The 16,945-nt window shown below is 72.6% G+C and carries 14 protein-coding genes; 6 read left to right on the top strand and 8 right to left on the bottom strand.

Going from position 1 to position 16,945, the window contains the following annotated elements:
• Positions 1-202: 202 nt before the first annotated feature.
• The gene (locus tag WMF19_RS31510) at positions 203-1,534 is read right to left on the bottom strand and encodes a restriction endonuclease subunit S (RefSeq protein WP_437893773.1); all 1,332 of its coding nucleotides are present in this window, start codon (positions 1,532-1,534) and stop codon (positions 203-205) included.
• Complete coding sequence (locus tag WMF19_RS31505) at positions 1,531-2,994, bottom strand: N-6 DNA methylase (protein WP_437893772.1); 1,464 nt, start codon at positions 2,992-2,994, stop codon at positions 1,531-1,533. Before WMF19_RS31505 ends, WMF19_RS31510 begins: the two co-directional genes overlap by 4 nt.
• Before the next feature lie 143 nt (positions 2,995-3,137).
• Here WMF19_RS31505 and WMF19_RS31500 point away from each other — a divergent pair, with 143 nt between their 5' ends.
• From WMF19_RS31500 to WMF19_RS31490, 3 genes are read left to right on the top strand one after another with little or no spacing between them, the layout of a single operon-like run.
• Positions 3,138-3,833: a hypothetical protein gene (locus tag WMF19_RS31500; protein ID WP_437893771.1), complete on the top strand. Its 696-nt coding sequence runs from the start codon at positions 3,138-3,140 to the stop codon at positions 3,831-3,833.
• Positions 3,830-4,744 carry a DUF4159 domain-containing protein gene (locus tag WMF19_RS31495; RefSeq protein ID WP_437893770.1) on the top strand — a complete coding sequence of 305 codons (915 nt, stop codon included), beginning with the start codon at positions 3,830-3,832 and terminating at the stop codon, positions 4,742-4,744. The genes WMF19_RS31500 and WMF19_RS31495 overlap by 4 nt, the downstream gene beginning before the upstream one ends.
• Before the next feature lie 6 nt (positions 4,745-4,750).
• Positions 4,751-5,173: a hypothetical protein gene (locus WMF19_RS31490; protein WP_437893769.1), complete on the top strand. Its 423-nt coding sequence runs from the start codon at positions 4,751-4,753 to the stop codon at positions 5,171-5,173.
• 34 nt (positions 5,174-5,207) lie between these two features.
• Here WMF19_RS31490 and WMF19_RS31485 read toward each other — a convergent pair whose 3' ends face one another.
• Positions 5,208-6,512: a PAS domain-containing protein gene (locus WMF19_RS31485; RefSeq protein ID WP_437893768.1), complete on the bottom strand. Its 1,305-nt coding sequence runs from the start codon at positions 6,510-6,512 to the stop codon at positions 5,208-5,210.
• A 248-nt stretch (positions 6,513-6,760) separates the two neighbouring features.
• On the opposite strand from WMF19_RS31485, the gene WMF19_RS31480 reads away from it, so the two are divergent.
• Positions 6,761-9,142: a glutamine amidotransferase gene (locus tag WMF19_RS31480; protein ID WP_437893767.1), complete on the top strand. Its 2,382-nt coding sequence runs from the start codon at positions 6,761-6,763 to the stop codon at positions 9,140-9,142.
• A gap of 33 nt (positions 9,143-9,175) precedes the next feature.
• On the opposite strand, the gene WMF19_RS31475 is transcribed toward WMF19_RS31480, so the two are convergent.
• From WMF19_RS31475 to WMF19_RS31455, 5 genes are all read right to left on the bottom strand, one after another.
• Complete coding sequence (locus WMF19_RS31475; protein WP_437893766.1) at positions 9,176-10,552, bottom strand: SMP-30/gluconolactonase/LRE family protein; 1,377 nt, start codon at positions 10,550-10,552, stop codon at positions 9,176-9,178.
• A 283-nt stretch (positions 10,553-10,835) separates the two neighbouring features.
• The gene (locus tag WMF19_RS31470; protein WP_437893765.1) at positions 10,836-12,380 is read right to left on the bottom strand and encodes a hypothetical protein; all 1,545 of its coding nucleotides are present in this window, start codon (positions 12,378-12,380) and stop codon (positions 10,836-10,838) included.
• Between the two features lie 128 nt (positions 12,381-12,508).
• On the bottom strand, positions 12,509-13,591 hold the full coding sequence (locus WMF19_RS31465; protein ID WP_437323536.1) for an ABC transporter substrate-binding protein: 1,083 nt from the start codon (positions 13,589-13,591) through the stop codon (positions 12,509-12,511).
• Positions 13,591-14,373: an ABC transporter permease gene (locus WMF19_RS31460; RefSeq protein ID WP_272094455.1), complete on the bottom strand. Its 783-nt coding sequence runs from the start codon at positions 14,371-14,373 to the stop codon at positions 13,591-13,593. Before WMF19_RS31460 ends, WMF19_RS31465 begins: the two co-directional genes overlap by 1 nt.
• 177 nt (positions 14,374-14,550) lie before the next feature.
• The gene (locus WMF19_RS31455) at positions 14,551-14,682 is read right to left on the bottom strand and encodes a hypothetical protein (protein WP_269454198.1); all 132 of its coding nucleotides are present in this window, start codon (positions 14,680-14,682) and stop codon (positions 14,551-14,553) included.
• Between the two features lie 413 nt (positions 14,683-15,095).
• Between WMF19_RS31455 and WMF19_RS31450 the strand changes: the two genes are divergently transcribed.
• A complete protein-coding gene (locus tag WMF19_RS31450; RefSeq protein ID WP_437323534.1) occupies positions 15,096-15,737 on the top strand; it encodes an HAD family hydrolase in 642 nt (213 codons plus the stop codon).
• A 155-nt stretch (positions 15,738-15,892) separates the two neighbouring features.
• Positions 15,893-16,864: a hypothetical protein gene (locus tag WMF19_RS31445; RefSeq protein ID WP_437893764.1), complete on the top strand. Its 972-nt coding sequence runs from the start codon at positions 15,893-15,895 to the stop codon at positions 16,862-16,864.
• Positions 16,865-16,945 lie beyond the last annotated feature (81 nt).

Genomic DNA, 16,945 nt, shown 5'->3' with positions numbered 1-16,945 from the left:
TGCGCTTCATCGGATCGGATCCGCGATGACGGCGTGGAGCCGTGGGCGAAGGTGATCCGATGAGGCGTGCTGAGGATAACGGAAGGCGGCCCGCGGCGATTCCAGAAGCGGGAGGAGCTACCGTGGAGGGACGGTGGTGGACGCGTGCGGGGGCCGAGGAAGCGAGAGGATCGATGAAGTTCGATGTCGATCAAACCGAGCGCTAGCCGCTCACCCCATCTTCCCGGACGCGGCGCAGCAGCGCCTCCGCCGGCTCGTAGCCCCGCCCCTCCGCGCGAGCCAGCGCCGCCTCGGTGGGGACGAGCTCTCCGGAGAACGCCCTGGCGAGGATCGTGTGCGGTAGCCTGTCGGCCCGGGCCGCGGCTCGGGCCACGCGCTCCTCGACCTCGCTGGCGAGCGCGAAGAGCGCCTGTGCGCGGCGGACGATCTCCGCCTGCTCCTCCGCCGGCGGCACCGGCACGGGGATGCCGTTGAGCGCCGCCTGCGTGAGCTTCGGCTGCGCCGAGCCGGTCACGTGGTGCTGCAGGTCGAGCGAGTTCAGGAGCAGCTCGAGGTACCCGAGGACCACGCCGGCCTTCGGCTGGACCACATGAGCATGGTTGTTCACCCAGAACCTCCCGCTGGCAGCGAACGCCACCCGGGTGTTCCTCGACAGGAGGTTCGCGCCGTCCTCGGCGATCAGCAGGTAATCGCCGTCGAACAGGTAGCCATCGATCGAGTCGATGACCCCCGACGCGCCGTAATACGGATAGGGCCCCCGGCGCCTCTCTCGAACCGCGGAGCTCACCGGGACGCGTCGGCCATCGTGGTTGTCCACCAGGGAGCCGAACGGGCAGAGGACCCAGGACGGCGGCAGGGGACGCCCGGGACCGTCGCTGCTCGCCCCGGGCGCGGCCGGCGCCGACGTCGAGCAGCGCGGCAGGGGCTCCGCCGGTCCCTCGGCCGGCCCAGCGGCGCCCGGCGCGCGCAGGTCCTCGGTGAGCCTCCCCGAGCACGCCGCCGCCAGCACGGCCTGCCGGAGCCGCCGGAGGAGCAGCGACGACCTCGCAAGCCGGGCCTTCGCCGCGTCCACCTCGCCGAGCAGGGCCTCGGCCTTCGCGACGATGCGGCGCTGCTCGGGGAGGGGAGGCAGAGAGAAGGGCCGCTCGAACGTCTCGCGCACCTTGACGAACGGCTGCGCGGAGCCGCCCTTCGCCCAGAATCCCTCGTCGTTGAGGTGGAGGAACAGGTAATCGACGTCGATGGCCCGCTCATCCGGCCAGACCACGTGGGTGTTGGCGATCGCCGACCACCGCCCGCGCGCCTTGAACGCCTTCCCGCACCGCGTCCCCACGGCGGAGACGACGATCGCATCGCCCTCGTGCGCCCAGCCGTCGCACCACACGTCGGGGCCGGCGGCGCTGAACCCCTGGTAGCGCCCTGGCCGCTGCTCGGCGTGGAGCTTCCCCTTGATGAGCTTCGAGCTCCCGCTCCGGTGCGAGCAGATCGAGGCGAGCGTCGTCTCGGCCCACCCCTCGGGCAGCGGCCCGCTCACGCCTCCGCCGCCTTCGCTCCGCCCTCGAGCAGCGCGAGCACGCGGTTCAGCGCGGCGACCGCCTCCGCCAGCTCCTGGAGGGCGTCGGTCGCCAGCTCCTCCGGCTCGGGCGGCTCGCCGGCCTCGTCGAGCGACTCCTCCCTGAGCCACCTCAGCCCGTCGAGCTTGAACTCTCGCTCCTTCACCTCGCGGAGCTCGAAGCTGCGGAACCGACCCTCGCTGGAGCTCGCCGCCTCGCGCGCCCCGCGCCCGTCGGGGTCGCCGCCGTAGCACCGCTCGAACTCCGCGAAGTGCGCCGGAGATAGCGGCCGGCCCTTCTTGGTGATCGACGGGACGCCCGTCCTGGCGTCGTAGATCCAGACCCTCTCCGTCGCGCGGCCCTTCGTGAAGAAGACGACGTTGGCCTTCACCCCGGCGCTGTACGGCGTGAAGGTCCCGTGCGGCAGGCGCAGCACCGTGTGCAGGTCGCAGCCCCCGGCGACGATCTCGAGCACCGCGCCTGCCTGGTCGGCGAACAGGCAATGATCCGGCAGGACCATCGCCGCCCGGCCGCCGGGCCTCAGGATCGTCAGCACGTGCTGGATGAAGTTGAGCTGCTTGTTCGCGGTCGCGATCGCGAAATCCTCGCGGCGCGGCGTCTCGTGCGCCCCCTTCGTGCCGAACGGCGGGTTCGTCAGGATCACGTCGAACCGCTCGTCCGGCGGGGTGGCGTCGATCGAGTCGCCGAGCGCGATCCTCGGCTCGATCCCGTGGAGGTACAGGTTCATCAAGGCGAGCCGGCGGGGGCGCGCGACGAGCTCCTGGCCGAAGAACGCCCCGGCCTTGATCCGGCGCGCCGCCTCCCGGTCGAGCGCTCCCCGCGCCTCGGCCTCGATCCACTCCCAGGCGGCGACAAGGAAGCCCCCGGTGCCGCACGCCGGGTCGCAGAGGGAGAAGCCCGGCTTCCCCTGCGGATCGGGCCTGATGCACCGCACGATCGACTGGATCAGGGCGCGGGGCGTGAAGTACTGCCCCGCGCCCTTCTTGCCCTCGGCGGCGGCCTTCTCGAGCAGGCCCTCGTACGCCGCGGCCTGGATGTCCACGCCGAGGCGCGTCCACTCGATCTCGTCGATGAGGTCGACGAGCTTCCCGAGGCTCGCGGGGCTCTTGAAGCGCGGCTGTGAGCCCGCGTAGATCTCCCCGAGGACGCCCGGGGCTCCGTCGAGGGATCGGAGGACGTCGGCGTAGCGGTCGAGCAGCGCTTGCCCGCTGCGCGCGCGCAGCGCGGGCCAGGAGCAGTCCGCCGCATCGACCTCGCCGCGGGGCGTCCTGTGCTCGACGCGCGAGAGATCGATGCCTCTCTCGGCGGCCATCTTCAGGAAGAGCAGGTAGGTGATCTGCTCGATGTAGTCCCCGTGGTCGATGCCGTCGTGGCGCAGCGTGTGGCAGAACCCCCAGAGCTTTCCAACAACGTCGGTCATGCGGCGGCGGCTTCGTTCGGGTCGTGGAGCGGGAAGGCGAGGCGCGGAAGGAGCCGGCTTACCACGGCCGGGCCCCTCACGGCGGCCGCCGCGCTCGTCCATGGCGCTGGGACGCGCCGCCGCCGATGTACTAGGCTCGCCCTGTGCCGCGCGCCCTCACCCCGCTGCTCGCGCTTCTCTTGCCGCGATTGCCCCGATCGCCGCGGCTGCCGCTGCCGCTCCTGTCGCTCCTGTCGCTCTTGCCGCTGTCCGGCCTCGCCTGCGCGTCGTCCTCGCTCCCCGACCCCAAGGAGGCGGTGCAGGTCTACGCCGACGCCGCGGCGCGCGGCGACGCCGACGCCATCTACGGCATGCTGAGCGACAAGAGCCGCACCGCGATGTCGCGCGACGAGGTGCGGCGGCGCGTCGCCGAGGCGCGCGCCGAGCTCGCGGAGCAGGCGCGGAGCGTCACGGCGCCGGGGGTCGTGGTCAAGACCCGCGCCCGCGTCCGCTACCCGGACGGCGAGATCGCGACCCTCGAGCTCGACGAGCGCGAGCGCGCCTTCCGGATCTCGGCCGCCGACGCGCTGCCTGCGGGCGGCCGCACCCCCGAGCAAGCCCTCGAGCAGCTCCGCCGCGTCCTCGCGCGCCGCAGCTACGCCGGCCTGCTGCGCGTCCTCACGCCGGCCACGCGCGCCGCCATCGAGAGCGACCTCCGCTCGCTCGTCGAGGGGCTCGCTCAGCCAGAGGGGCTCGAGGTCCGGATTGCCGGCGACTCCGCGACGGTGCAGATCCCGGGTGGGCACGAGGTGAAGCTCCGGCGCGAGGCGGGCGTATGGCGGGTCGAGGACTTCGATTGAGGCGATGGCTCGGCCGGCTCGGCGCTCGCCGGCCGCGCGGCCGGGGCGGTGAGGTGGCGCTGCCGCCCTCGCGCCCAGCCGCCTCGGCCCGGCCGCTGCGCCTCGTCACGGCGCGACCGCGGCGCCTCGCGGTCTTGGCGCTGGTGCTGGTCTCCGCGCTGCTCCTCCTCGCGGTGCCGCGCCCCGTGCGCGCCTTCGGCGAGGAGGGGGCGTGGAACCCGCGGCCGCTGCTGACGGGCGACGCGCGATGGGAGGGGGTGCGCGCCACCGCCCCCGCGCGCTGGTCGTTCGAGCTGGAGCGGCGGACGAGCGCGCCGGCGCGCCGCAACCCGACCACGGTCCGCGCCGACGACCCGGCGCTGCTCGCCGAGCCGTTCGCGTTCTGGGGCGGCGAGGGCGATCTCCCGCCGCTCACCGAGCGCGAGGTCTTCGGCCTGCGCCGCTTCCTGGCGCTCGGCGGCGTGCTCCTCGTCGACGACTTCGCCCCGGGGAGCGGCGCGTTCGGCCGCGCCGCGCGGCGCGAGCTCGCCCGCGTCCTGCCGGAGGGCTCTCCCATCCCGATCGGCACGGAGAACGTCGTCTTCCGCTCCTTCTATCTCCTCCCGCGCGCCGTCGGCCGGGTCGAGGGCCCGCCGAAGCTCTCCGCGATCGTGCGCGGCGGCATGCCGCAGGTGATCTTCTCCGACCACGACCTCGCCGGCGCCCTGGCGCGCTCGGAGGGCGGGGGGCCGAGCGTCGAGGTCACGCCCGGGGGCGAGGCGCAGCGGGAGCGCGCGTTCCGCCTGGCCGTGAACATCGCGATGTACGTGCTCTGCTCGAACTACAAGGACGATCAGGTGCACGCGCCGTTCCTGATGCGCCGCCGCGCCATCGACGACAACCGACCCCGCTCCGCGCCTTCGCGGCCGTGAGGCGCGATGACGTCGGGTCGCCTCGCCCCTGCTCCGAAGCTGGTCTGGCAGGACGACCACTTCACCGTGCTGTTCGACGCGTCCCTGCGCGTCGTCTGGACCGTCCGCAGCTCCAGGCCGTTCGCCTCGCTGGAGGAGATCGAGGCCGTGATGGGAGAGCTCATCCGCGTCCTCGACAGGCTGGGCCGCTCCCACCACGCCCTCTTCATCGATGTCCGCGCCGTCCCCGGCAGGAACGACCCGTCGTTCGAGGCGACGATGAAGCGCTGCCGGCCGCACTGGCTTCGGGGCTTCCGGAGGGTCGGCGTGCTCGTGCAGAGCGTCATCGGCGCGCTCCAGATCCAGCGCCTCGCGAGGGATGACGGCATCGAGCGGCTGATCACGAGCGATGAGGAAGCGCTCCTCCGGTACCTCACGCAGGAGGGCTGAGCGGCCAGGAGCTCCGGTATCCGGGCGCGCTCAGCTACCGTCTGGCGTGGCGGAGGGCGTGCGCGATGCCGCTCTGCAGCGTGCTCAGCGTGGTGATCCCGGAGAGATCCACGCCGAGCGTGACCAGCGTCTGCGCCACCTCCGGGCGGACGCCGGTGAGCACAACGCGGGTGCCGAGCAGCTGGGCGGCGCGCGCGGTGCGCGTCAGCGCGTCCGCGACATGCGTGTCGACGGCGCGCACGCCGGTGATGTCCAGGATCGCCGTGTGGGCGCCCTGGCTGCTGATGCCGGAGAGCAACGTCTCCATGATCTGCTCCGCGCGCCCGCTGTCGATCGTCCCGACGAGCGGCATCGCGACCACCCGGTCGGCGAGCGGGATGAGCGGCGTGGACAGCTCCCGGAGCGCGGCCTGCTGCGCGAAGATGATCTCCTCCTGCAGCGCGGCCCGCTCCGCCTCCGCGCGCTTCAGCGACGTGATCTCGGTCACGATGCCGCCCATGCCGATCGGCGCGCCGCGCTCGTCGTGGATCGGGAATTTGACCGTGAAGAAGTGGTGTTGAGCGCCGCCTATCGGCACCACCTCCTCGAACTGCATGACCTGCCCGCCGGTCATCACCTCGCGCTCCTTCGCCACGATCATCGCGCTGGCCGCGGGGTCCACGGCGGCCAGCTCGAACTCATCTCGGCCGATGAGCTCGAGGACGTGCCTATTCATCATTTGCGCATGCAGACGGTTGGCGAGGACGTAGCGCCCTGCGGTGTCCTTGACGAAGATGGAGCTCCGCGCGTTGTCCACGAGCTGCAGGAGCAGCTGGTACCGCCCCTGCACCGTCTTCTCCCTCCGCTCCCGGTCGCTGGTGTCATCGACGAGCGCCGCGAGCTCCTGCGCGTCGCCTCGGCCGTCGCGCAGCACGGCGTAGGTCCATCGGCAGCTGAGCGCGTGACCTCCCTTCGTCCTGCACTGGCTCGCGGTCGCGGCGAAGCGGCTCTCCTCCCTGGCGAAGTTGAACGCTTGCGCCGCGGCGGCGGACACGGGGACCGCGCCCACGAGGTCGGCCAGCGGGCGCCCGACGGCCTCGCTCGCGCTCCAGCCGAAGAGGCGCTCGGCGCTGTCGTTCCAGTACGTCACTGCGCCGTCCAGGCGCCAGTGGATCACCGCCGGCACCGCCGTGGGCAGCCCCTCGAGCGCATCGAGGGCCTCCGCGCCTGCCGGCGCGGCTCCGTTCTGCGCGTGACCGTTGGAGCGCTCCGCCAGCGCCTTCTCCAGCGCCTCCACGCGCGCGCGTAGATCTGCATTCTCTGCCCTGAGCCGCCCTGCCTCGTCCAGCTCTTCGCGCATCGTCACAAGGCTTCGAGCCTACGCGCGGCGTGCCCGGCGTTTCAAGGTGGCTCGCGGGTCGTTCGAGGTCGCCCGAGAGGTCGCAGTGACGGCGCCGGGCTGGGACACCCCGCTCCGATGTACTAGGCTCCGCGCGTGTCACGCGCCCTCGACTCGCAGCCCGCGCGTTCGGTCTCCCACGCCGGCGCGGCGAGCGGGCCTCCCTCTCCTCGCATGCTTCTTGGGCTCCCCTCGCTCCCGGAGCGGCCGTGACCCGGAGCTTCGCGCCCTCGGGCGACCTCTCGTCGCCGGTCGTCGCCGTCGCCTGCGTCGTCGCCGCCCTGAGCTTCGGCCTGCTCGTGCTCGAGCTCGTCCGCGCGCGCGGACGCGCCGCCGGGGCGGTGGGCGCCCCGCCCGCGCGCGCGGCGCTCGGCACGGCGCTCACGGGCGCGCTCGCCGTGCTCGGCCTGCTCGCCGCCATCCTCCGTCCTGTCGCGGTCACTTCGCGCGGGAGCCTCGTCGGCCCCAAGGTCGTGGTGCTGGTCGACGGCTCCCGATCCATGGACCTGCCGGGCGTCGCGGGGACGCGCCGCGACAGCGCAGATCGGGCGCTCGAGGAGCTCGGGAAGCGCGCCGACGTCCGGCTCTCCCGCTACGTGTTCGGCGAAGGCGCGCCGCTGCCGGCCGACGGGCAGGCAGGCGAGGGCGGCAGCGCCGCGCCGGCGCCGGGCGGGAGCGCTGGCGCCGCTGCGACCCCCGACAGGGACGCGGGCGCGGGGGCGCCGGCCCCTGCGTCCGCTGCGTCCGCGTCGGCCGCGCGAGGCCGGCCGCAGCGCCGCTCGGACCTCAGCGCCGCGCTCGAGGCGCTCGCCCGCGCCGCCGACGAGCGGCCGTCGGCGTTCGTCGTCGTCTCCGATGGCCGGCTCGATCGCCCGGGCCCGGACGACACCGCCGCAGCGACGCGGGCCGCGCTGGAGGGGCTCGACGTCCCGGTGCACACGGTCGCGGTGGCGACCGAGTCCGTGCGCGACGCTGGCGTCCGCGCGGTCCGCACCTCCGGCGCCGCGGTCGCCCACCAGCCGCTCTCGCTCCGCATCGACATCGGCTGCAGCGGCGGCCTCGCGTGCGACGCGGTGCCCGTCGTGGCCCGCGAGCTGCGCGAGCAGGGCGCGCCCACGACGCTCGCCACGGGCACGGCGCACGTCGAGGGCGGCGTCGGCACGGTCGAGCTCGGCGTGACGCTCGACCGCGCCGGCACCCGCATCCTGGAGGTGTCGATCAAGGCGCCGGACGGCGACGAGCTCCCCGAGAACGACGTCCGGTACGTCACGCTCGACGTCGCGCGCGACCGCATCCGGGTGCTCCACGTGGCGGGCCGGCCGACGTACGACGTGCGCGCGCTCCGGATGTGGCTCAAGGCCGACGCCTCTGTCGACGTCGTGGCCTTCTTCATCCTGCGCACGCCCGGCGACGAGGTGAACGCGTCCTCGGACGAGCTCGCGCTGATCCCGTTCCCCGTCGACGAGCTCTTCAGCGTCCACCTCTCGAGCTTCGATGCGGTCGTCCTGCAGGATTTCGACGCCGCGCCGTACGGCCTGACCAAGCACCTCCCGGCGCTGGCCCAGTATGTCGACAAGGGCGGCGGGCTCATCATGGTGGGCGGCCCGAACGCCTTCGTGTCGGGCAACTATGCGCGCACGCGGCTCGCCCGCGTCCTGCCGGTGGATCTCGACATCGGCCGCGCGCCCAAGGTGGATCTCGGCGCCTTCGTGCCGCGCATCACCGCCGCGGGCCGCGCGGCGCCGGTGCTCGCGCCGCTGCTCGCGCTGATCGGCGACGAGATGCCGGAGATGCCGGGGACCAACGTCGTCGGCGATCCGCTCCCCGGGGCGACGGTGCTGATGACGCACCCGACCCGCACGACAGCGTCGGGCGCGCCGATGCCGGTGCTCTCGCTGGGCGAGCACGAGAGCGGCCGGACGATCGCGCTGACGCTCGACGGCAGCCACCGCCTGCTCTTCAGCGCGTTCGCCTCGAGCTCCGCGGGCCGCGCGCACGGCGCGTTCTGGGACGCCCTGCTCGGCTGGCTCATGCGCGATCCGCGCTTCGAGCCTGCCGCGATCGAGCCGCGCGGCGGTTGCCTCGCGGGCGAGGAGACGGCGCTCGTGCTGCGCCCCCTCGCCGGGCAGCGCGGCGAGGCCAGGGTGACCATCGCGCGCCTCGGCAGCGGCGCGGTCGTGAAGACGTTGACCGCGCCGATCGGCGAGGGCGGCGAGCCGGTCGAGCTCGCCGCCGGTCGCCTCGATCCCGGGGGGTATTCGGCCACGGTGGAGATCGTCCCTGAAGGCGCCGCTGGCGACGGAGGCGACCAGAAGCGGGCGACGACGCGGCGCGACTTCGCGTGCGAGCGCGGCGGCGACGAGTGGGCCGATCCCCGCCCCGACGTCGCCCGCCTGGAGGCGATCGCCCGCGCGACGGGCGGCGCGTCGGTGCTCCCGTCGGGCGCCGGCTCGCTGGCGCTGCCTGCGGCGACCCAGGTGGCGGCCGAGCGCCACGTCGCGCCGCTCCTGCCCCCCTGGGCCTGGACGCTGGCGGCGGCCGCTGCGCTCGGCGCGCACTGGATCGTGCGCCGGCGCGGGGGCCTCACCTGAGGCGAGGGCGGCGTCCGGAGCCCTGGTCTCGTCTCAAGGAAGCGACGGCTTCTCGAGCGGATCGGCCTTGTCGCCGACCCAGACCCTCAGCACCCCGAAGTGCTCGGGGTTCCTTGTGAAGCTCGCGTGATTCACGATGAGCAGCATCTGCGCCGGGTCGTTGAAGGCCACGTTGGCGGGGGCGTCGAGGGGAATCTCCTCGCCTGGTGCGCTCTCGATGCGCGACTTTTCGACCCCGTGCTCGTCGAGCACCGAGATCGCGTTGGCCGCCGCGAGCGCGACATAGAGCCTCCCCGACTTGCCGAACGCGAACCCGTCGGGCGCCTCGCCAGCATCGTAGTCGTGGACCAGCTCCAGATCGGCCTCTTCGGGGGCGTCGACGAGGGGGAGCCGGTAGATGGATCCCAGGCTCGTATCCGTCGGGGAGAACGTCACAGAGAAATAGACGTGCTCCCGCTCCGGATCGAGCCGGATCCCGTTCACGCCGATCGGCAGGTCGCCGCTGCCGACGAGGGCCGTGCTCTGGAACCAGATCTCCGGCGCGCCGCCGCCGGGCGCGTAGCGGAAGATCGTCGCCTGCAGCGAGTCGGTCACATACGCGTAACCCTCCTCGTCGAAGGCGATATCGTTCGGTAGCGGCGGCGTCGGGAAGGGCGTCGGCGAGCACGCCTGTCCCGGCGCGGCCATCACACAAGCCGGTAGATCCGGCAGCGGATCGCCGTAGCTCTCCTGGACATATCCGTGTCCAGTCTTCGTGAAGCGCAGAAGGCCGAGCTGCGTGCTGAGCGCGTAGACGCGGCCGTCGTCGTCGACGGCGATGCAGCTCAGGGCATGCTCGGCGCCGAGCGCCTCGCCCGCCACCACGATCGTATTCTTCTGGACTTTGCTGTCCCTGTCGAATACAGCGATCTTGGACGGGCCTTGACCTGCGGTGCCGAACGTCGCTGGGCCGGAGACGTAGACCCGATTCCCATGGACCGCGATCCCTTCGGGGAACCCCGGAGCCGCAGGAACCGTCGCGAACGTCTTGATCTCGCCGTAGCATCCCCCCTGCGCCAGCGCCGGACCCGGGATCAGCGGCGACACGGCGGAGAGGAGCACCAGCGCGCCGCAGGCCAACCATTTTCCGTTGGAGTGCGATGATTTTGACGTGGCGGAATGCGACATATGCCCTCCAGGGGTCCATGGTTGCCGGACCGGGGTTGTCGAAATAGGCCGCGTCGAGAAGCCAAAGTGCAAACTGCCTGGCTTCGTCAGGCTGACGACGCGGTCATGATAGCTGGAGTATATGCGGTTGAGTTGATTGGCTGTCGAGTCGAAATTATCCGGTTCATGAAATATCAGGGTGGCGGCTGACCAGCTGACCAGCTGACCGGCGCTCGCATCGCGCGCGTCGCCCGCGTCGCCCACGTCTGTTTTCGCATGTGTGTCCGCGTGGTTGCGCGCTTGCGCCCTTGCTGCACGGCGCGCGTCACGTCGGTCACGTCTGCCACGTCTGCCACGTCTGCCACGTCTGCCACGTCATGTTACGTGGTGTCCCTGGCGGCAGATGTGTGCAACAGGCGGAGATCGCGTCCTGGTCGGGTAGCGGTGAATGCTGCCGGATGTCCTCGAAGGCCATTGAGGCGCGTCGGGCGATGCCCAGTCGGCTCACCGCGCGTGCGTCGGCGGTCCCCGCGGTCGAGGCGTCGCGTTACGGCGGCGTCGGCCAGACGACGCGCGTCGGCACGAGCCGGGGCTCGACGGTCCCGTCGCCCAGCTCGCCGTTCCTGTTGTCACCCCAGCAGAGCATCTCGCCCGTGCGCTTGAGCGCGCAGCTGTGGTCATCGCCGAGGGCCAGCTCGACCACGTCGGTCAGCCCGATCGGCTCCGGAAGGAGCCCCGGATCCTGCGTGCCGGTGCCGAGCTGCCCCTTCGCGTTGTCGCCCCACATGAGCACCTCGCCGCCCGCCAGGACCGCGCCGGAGTGCCTCGCGCCGAGCGAGATCCGGGTCACGTCCACGAGGTCCGAGATCTTCCGGGGAATCGCCTCAGGGTTCACGACGCCAGTCCCGAGGCGGTACTGCTCTCCCTTGCCCCAGCAGGAGGCCACGCCGCGCGCCGGCGCGGCGCACGTGTGCAAGGCGCCCGCGGCCGTGAGCGCGACGCTGGTGAGGCCCGCGACGGGCTGCGGGGTGTTCTGCTGGTTGAAGTTGCCGATGCCGAGCTGGCCGCTCTCGTTGTGGCCCCAGCAGTTCATCGTGCGCTCGCCCATCCGCTCCATCATGCCCGCGCAGGTGTGCGAGAGGCCGGCGCTCACCGAGTCCACGCCGTCCAGCATCACGGTGGGCTCGACCCGATCGACCTCGTCGCCATAGCCCAGCTGGCCGGAGCTGCCCTCGCCCCAGCAATAGAGCTCGTGCGATGTCGTCACCGCGCACGTATGGGTCCCACCGACGGCGACCTGGGTCGCGCCCGCGAGCTCCTTGGCGCGCACGGGGGAGGGGGAGTTCGTCGCCTCGCCGTCGCCGAGCTGTCCGCTGTTGCCCGCGCCCCAGCACCAGACCGAGCCGTCGCTGAGCACCGCGCACGTGTGCGCGCGCCCCGACGAGATGCTCGCCGCGACCCTGGTGGCGCCGCTGAGGCCCGCGACCGGCCTGGGGAGCGGTCGATCCTGCTGCAGCGTCCCGTCGCCGAGGTTGCCCCAGGTGTTCCTGCCCCAGCACCAGACCGAGCCGTCGCTGAGCACCGCGCACGTGTAATCCGTGCCGGCCGCGATGTGCGTGGGCGCGACGCAGGCGCCCCGCACGCACTGGCCGCCGCAGGGCTTGTCGCACCTGCCGCAGTGCGCGGTGCTCGTGAGGAGATCCACCTCGCAGGCGTTCTCGGGGTCCTTGTCGCAGTTGCCGCGGTTCTCCTCGCACGCCGGCGACTGGCAGACCCCGTCCAGGCAGGTCGGCTCGCCGCCGAAGGTCGGGCAGGCGACGTCGCACGTGCCGCAGTGCTGCGCGTCCGTCATCGGGTCGACGCATGCGTCGCCGCAGATCATGCCGCCTCCAGGACACCCGCCGCCGCTCCCGCCGCTCCCGCCGCTCCCGCCGCCTGTGCTCGAGCTCGTCGACGCGTCGGGCGGGCGCGCCGTGAACTCGGGGCCGCACGCGGCAAAGGCGATGGCGACGGCGGCAGGCACGTACGCCGCCGCGAGGGGCAGCGAGGCGAACGGGAGCCGGCTGGCCCGAGGTCGATGCGTGGAAGCCATGGAGGGCGTTCTTCCCTTGCGTTGAGGCGCGGCTGCGCCGGGAGGCGCGGCGACGTGCGACATTCTAGACGAAGTCGCGCGCCGAGATCTCGCGCCGCGCGCCGCGCGCGGGGCGCCTGTCGTGCCGATCAGCGCATCGCGACGAGCACCTCGTCGATCGGCGGCGCCTTCTGGAGCACGCCGAGGTCGACGAGCTGCTTCGCGAGCGTCTCCCAGCGTTCGCTGGTCATCACGCCGAGGCCCTTCTCCTTGGTCTCGGGGGTCTCGATCAGCGGCCGCTGCGCCTCGGCCGCGGCGACGAAGGTCTCCGCGTCCATCGAGGTGTTGAGCTTGGCCATGATCTCGTTGGACCGCGTCGGATCCTGGAGGTAGGTGCGCCAGCCCTCGCGCGTCGCGCGGACGAACGCGCGGACGCGCTCCGGGTTCTCCTTCCAGAGCGCTGCGCGCGTGATCACGACGACGACGTACGGGTTGAACCCCTCGGTGGCCACCAGGAACGCGGCGGGGTCGCTCCCCTTGCGCTTGGCCGCGATCGGCTCGGCCGTGATGAAGCACTGCTGGGAGAAGTCCTTGTCGGCGACGAAGCGGGCGACGCCGCCGTCGTACGGCACGACCTTCACCTTGTCGAACCCGTACTTCTTCTTGAGGTAGGCGGCGTAAGGCAGCCCCGGCTCGATCGCGAGCGTGCCCGACTTGAGGATGTCGGCGATGCTCTTCGCGCCGCGGCTCTCGTGGGTCATGATGGCCTGCGGCGAGGTCTGGAACACGGCGAGGAGGGGGAGCACGTCCGCGCCGCGGGCGCGGGCGGTGAGCACCTCGTCGGCGCCGGAGATGCCGAAATCCACCTGCCCGCCGGCCACCATCTGGACGACCGGGACGCCGGCGCCGCCGCCGAGGATCTCGACGTCGAGCCCCTCCTTGGCGAACGCGCCCGACTCGCGCGCGGCGTAGAACCCGCCGAACTCGGGCTCCGGGACCCAGTTGAGGGCGAGCTTCACCTTCGCGGCCGGCGCGCTCTGGGCAGCCGTGGCGGGCGCGGCCGGCGCGCTCTGGGAAGGCGTGGCCGGCGCGCTTCCTTGCGGGGACGCGGACGACGCGCGCCCGTCGCCTTCCGACGATTGCGAGCGCGAGCAGGCGGGGGCGAGGAGGGGGACGGCGACCAGGGAGGCGAGGCGTTGCAGGAACAACCGGCGGCTGTCGGGGGAGTGCATCAGCGATTGATCTCCGAAGGATGCCAGCGCCGCAAGAGCCGCCTGCCGGCGAGGTCGACGGCGCCGAAGAGCGCGAGGCCGAGCCCGGAGGCGAGCAGCACGGCGGCGAAGAGCAGATCCGTGCGCAGCTGGCGATAGGCGGAGAGGACCAGGATGCCCAGGCCGGCGGCGTCCTCCGAGAAGCCGGCGACGAACTCCCCGACGATCGCGCCGATGACCGCGAGGCCCGCCGCGATCCGGAGCCCCGTCACGAGGTGGGGGAGCGCCGAGGGCAGCTCGAGCTTGCGGAGCGTGGCGAAGCGGCCGGCCCCGTAGAGCCGGAAGAGATCCCGCAGCGCGGGCTCGACGGAGCGCAGGCCGGTGAGCGTGTTCGCGATGACCGGGAACACGGAGACGATGAACGCCGAGACCGCGACCGCGCGCAGGCCGGGGCCGCACCAGAGCACGAGCAGCGGGGCGATGGCGACGATCGGGACGGTCTGCAGGAAGACGGTATAGGGATAGAGCGCCCGCTCGAGCGGGCGCGACGAGGCGAGCGCGATGGCGGCGAGCACGCCGACCACGGCGCTGAGGAAGAAGCCCGCGAGCGCGGCCTTCGCCGTCGTGACCGCGCCGGCGAGCAGGGGGCCGGCGTCCACCGCGCCCGCCCGCGCCACGTCCGAGGGGGGCGGCAGGAGGTAGGCAGGGATGCTGAGCGCTCGGGCGAGCGCCTCCCAGAGCGCGAGCAGGATCACGAGCGCGGCGAGCGGCGGCGCGACGGCTTGGAGCGGGGTGGGTCGCACGGCTCGGCCCTCTCTAGCGCGAGGCCGCCGCGCCAGGAAGATGCTGCGGTGGAAGAAATCTGGCCCCTCCGCGGCCCGGCGCCGAGCGACCCGCGCGCCGAGCCCCGGGAGAGGCGAGGTGGGGAGCTTGTCGAAAGGAGGTGTGGATCGCGCCGAGCGCGGCCCCGCTCGGTCCGACTACTTGCCCTTCTTGGCGGGCGCGGCCGGAGCAGGCGACGCCTTGGCGGTCGCGGCTGCCTTCTTCTGGTTCTTCTCCGCCGTGTCCTGCTTCTTCTGTCGCTCTTTGGCCTTCGGAGATTTGTCGCCCATGGGAGCACCGCCTCGGTGGATGCGTTGGTGTTATCCGCCTTGACCGAGGCTAGCACCATCCCTGGTGGCGCAGTCACGAACTTTGTACTTCGCGAGCGCTTATGTCTCGGCTTCTCCGTGTGTCGCCTTGTCGCCTCGTCGCCTCGTCGCCTCGTAGGTTTGCCTCTGGGTTGCCTCTCCCGCCGACAGGCAGGGCGGCAGGGAAACGGCCGACGCGCTCGGCCGGGTCCCTCGCTGCCTGCAGCAGATGGGGGTCCGCTGCGGGCGTCCACGACGTGAGTCGCGACGGCCCGGCGGCGCGCATCCGCGCTCGCGCGGGCGCGTCCTTCCGAGCGCCGAGAGGTCGAGGCGCGGCGTCCGCTGCCGCGGAGCTCGCTTGCCGGCATCGAGGGGCGGCGCTACGAAGGCCCGGCGTGTTCAAGGCCATCCTCTGGGACAACGATGGAGTCCTCGTCGACACCGAAGGGCTTTACTTCCAGGCGACGCGCGAGACGATCGCGTCGGTCGGCGTCGAGCTCACCATCGACGACTATCGCCAGCTGTTCCTCGTCGAGGCGCGCGGCGCCTGGCACCTCGCCAGCGCTCGCGGGGTCGACGAGGCGGGCGTGCGGCGGCTGGCCGATGAGAGGGATCGCCGGTACCTCGAGCTCGTCGCGGGCGGAGACACGCTGTTGCCGGGCGTGCGCGAGGTCGTCACGGAGCTCGCCGCGCGCTTTCGCATGGCGATCGTCACGAGCAGCAAGCCCGAGCCGTTCCAACGAGCGCACGCGGCGACGGGCCTCCTGCGGTGGTTCGAGTTCGCGCTCACGCGGGACCAGTACGCGCGCGCCAAGCCCGATCCAGAGCCGTACCGGATCGCCTGCGAGCGGCTGGGGCTCGCGGCGCGCGATGTCCTCGTGATCGAGGACTCCGAGCGCGGGCTCCGGTCGGCCAAGGCCGCGGGCATGACGTGCTGGGTCGTCCCGTCGCCGCTCACCGCGCCGTCGGACTTCACCGGCGCGGACGCGGAGCTCGGGTCGCTGCGCGAGGTGCTCGTTCGCCTCGGAGGAGCGTGAGCGCGACCCCACGTTTGCGCGATGAGGTAGCTCACAGCGCCAGTGTGCGCGCCGCCGCCGCGCTGCGTCACCACCCTGGATTTTTGCACGTTGCACATCGGCTGGCCGCATGACCATCTGGCGGTTCGCGAACGGTTCGTGGCACCTTCGGGCCCGTGGCTTCCGGTGACGGCATCTCGCTCATCGAGCTCGTCGTCCTCGGTTGGTCGTCAGCCACCGCGGCGCCGGCGCCGATCCCCATTCGCATCGACTTCGATGCCCCGGCGGACTGCGCGACCGCCGACCAGTTCTACCAGGGCATCCGTGCCCGGTCGGACCGCGTACGCCTCGCGGCTGACGGCGAGAACGGCTGGGGTGTCCGCGTCCGGCTGAGCCGCGGCGGGGCCGGGGTCCACGGCGAGCTGCGCGTCGTCCACGCAGGCGGCGAGACCGACACGCGGATCGTCGATGCCACGTCGTGCGACGTTGTGGTGCAGGCGCTCTCGCTCACCGCGTCGCTCGCGCTCGACGAGGTGGCCGAGGTGACCGCGCCCCTCTCTCCCCCTGCGCCGCCGCCCGCGGTCCCCCCGGAGCCTCCGGTCGCCCCGCAAGAGGCGCCGCCGCTCCCGCTCAGGTTCACGCTCGGCGCGCACGCCCTGGTGACCCAGGTCGTCGCACCTCATGTGAGCCTGGGCGGCGCCCTCGGTGTCCGGGTGACCCCGCACGTCGAGGGCCCGCTGAGCCCGTCGTTCGGTCTATCGCTGATGTACGCGCGGAACGACCTGCTGTCGGGCGGCGACAGCGCCCTCATCCAGTGGGCGGCAGCGGCCCTCTCCGCGTGCCCGCTGCGCTGGCAGCTCGTCCGTATCGTCACCGCAGAGCCCTGCGTCGTCGCCGCCGGCGGCTGGCTCGCGGCGGCGGGGCGAGGTATCTCGAACCCGGAGTCCGCTGTGCGGTCGTGGTGGAGCGCCGGAGGCCTCGTGCGCGCCGCTGCGCTCCTCGGCGAGGACACCGCCCTCGAGCTCGAGGTGGGCGCCTCCGTGCCGCTCGTCCACCGGCGGTTCACACTGGGGTGGTCTGCAGAGACCGTCGGTGAAACGCCGGCGATCTCGCCGCTCGTCGGCGTTGGAATCGTGCACAACTTCTAAGCCAGGATTCTGTGATCACTCCGACTCGCGCTGGGAATTATGACCCATGGACGGCATCCGGAAGCTGGGCCGCAGGCACGC

Source organism: Sorangium sp. So ce124 (genome assembly GCF_051525235.1).
GTDB classification, from domain to species: Bacteria; Myxococcota_A; Polyangia; order Polyangiales; family Polyangiaceae; genus Sorangium; species Sorangium atrum.
This window is presented reverse-complemented; position numbering and strand designations above follow the sequence as displayed.

What these genes read in the sequence shown, in the direction of transcription:
- WMF19_RS31505 (WP_437893772.1), bottom strand. Translation starts at nt 2,994, where the DNA reads ATGACCGACGTTGTTGGAAAGCTCTGGGGGTTCTGCCACACGCTGCGC.
- WMF19_RS31490 (WP_437893769.1), top strand. Translation starts at nt 4,751, where the DNA reads ATGACGTCGGGTCGCCTCGCCCCTGCTCCGAAGCTGGTCTGGCAGGAC.
- WMF19_RS31485 (WP_437893768.1), bottom strand. Translation starts at nt 6,512, where the DNA reads ATGCGCGAAGAGCTGGACGAGGCAGGGCGGCTCAGGGCAGAGAATGCA.
- WMF19_RS31470 (WP_437893765.1), bottom strand. Translation starts at nt 12,380, where the DNA reads ATGGCTTCCACGCATCGACCTCGGGCCAGCCGGCTCCCGTTCGCCTCG.
- WMF19_RS31465 (WP_437323536.1), bottom strand. Translation starts at nt 13,591, where the DNA reads ATGCACTCCCCCGACAGCCGCCGGTTGTTCCTGCAACGCCTCGCCTCC.
- WMF19_RS31455 (WP_269454198.1), bottom strand. Translation starts at nt 14,682, where the DNA reads ATGGGCGACAAATCTCCGAAGGCCAAAGAGCGACAGAAGAAGCAGGAC.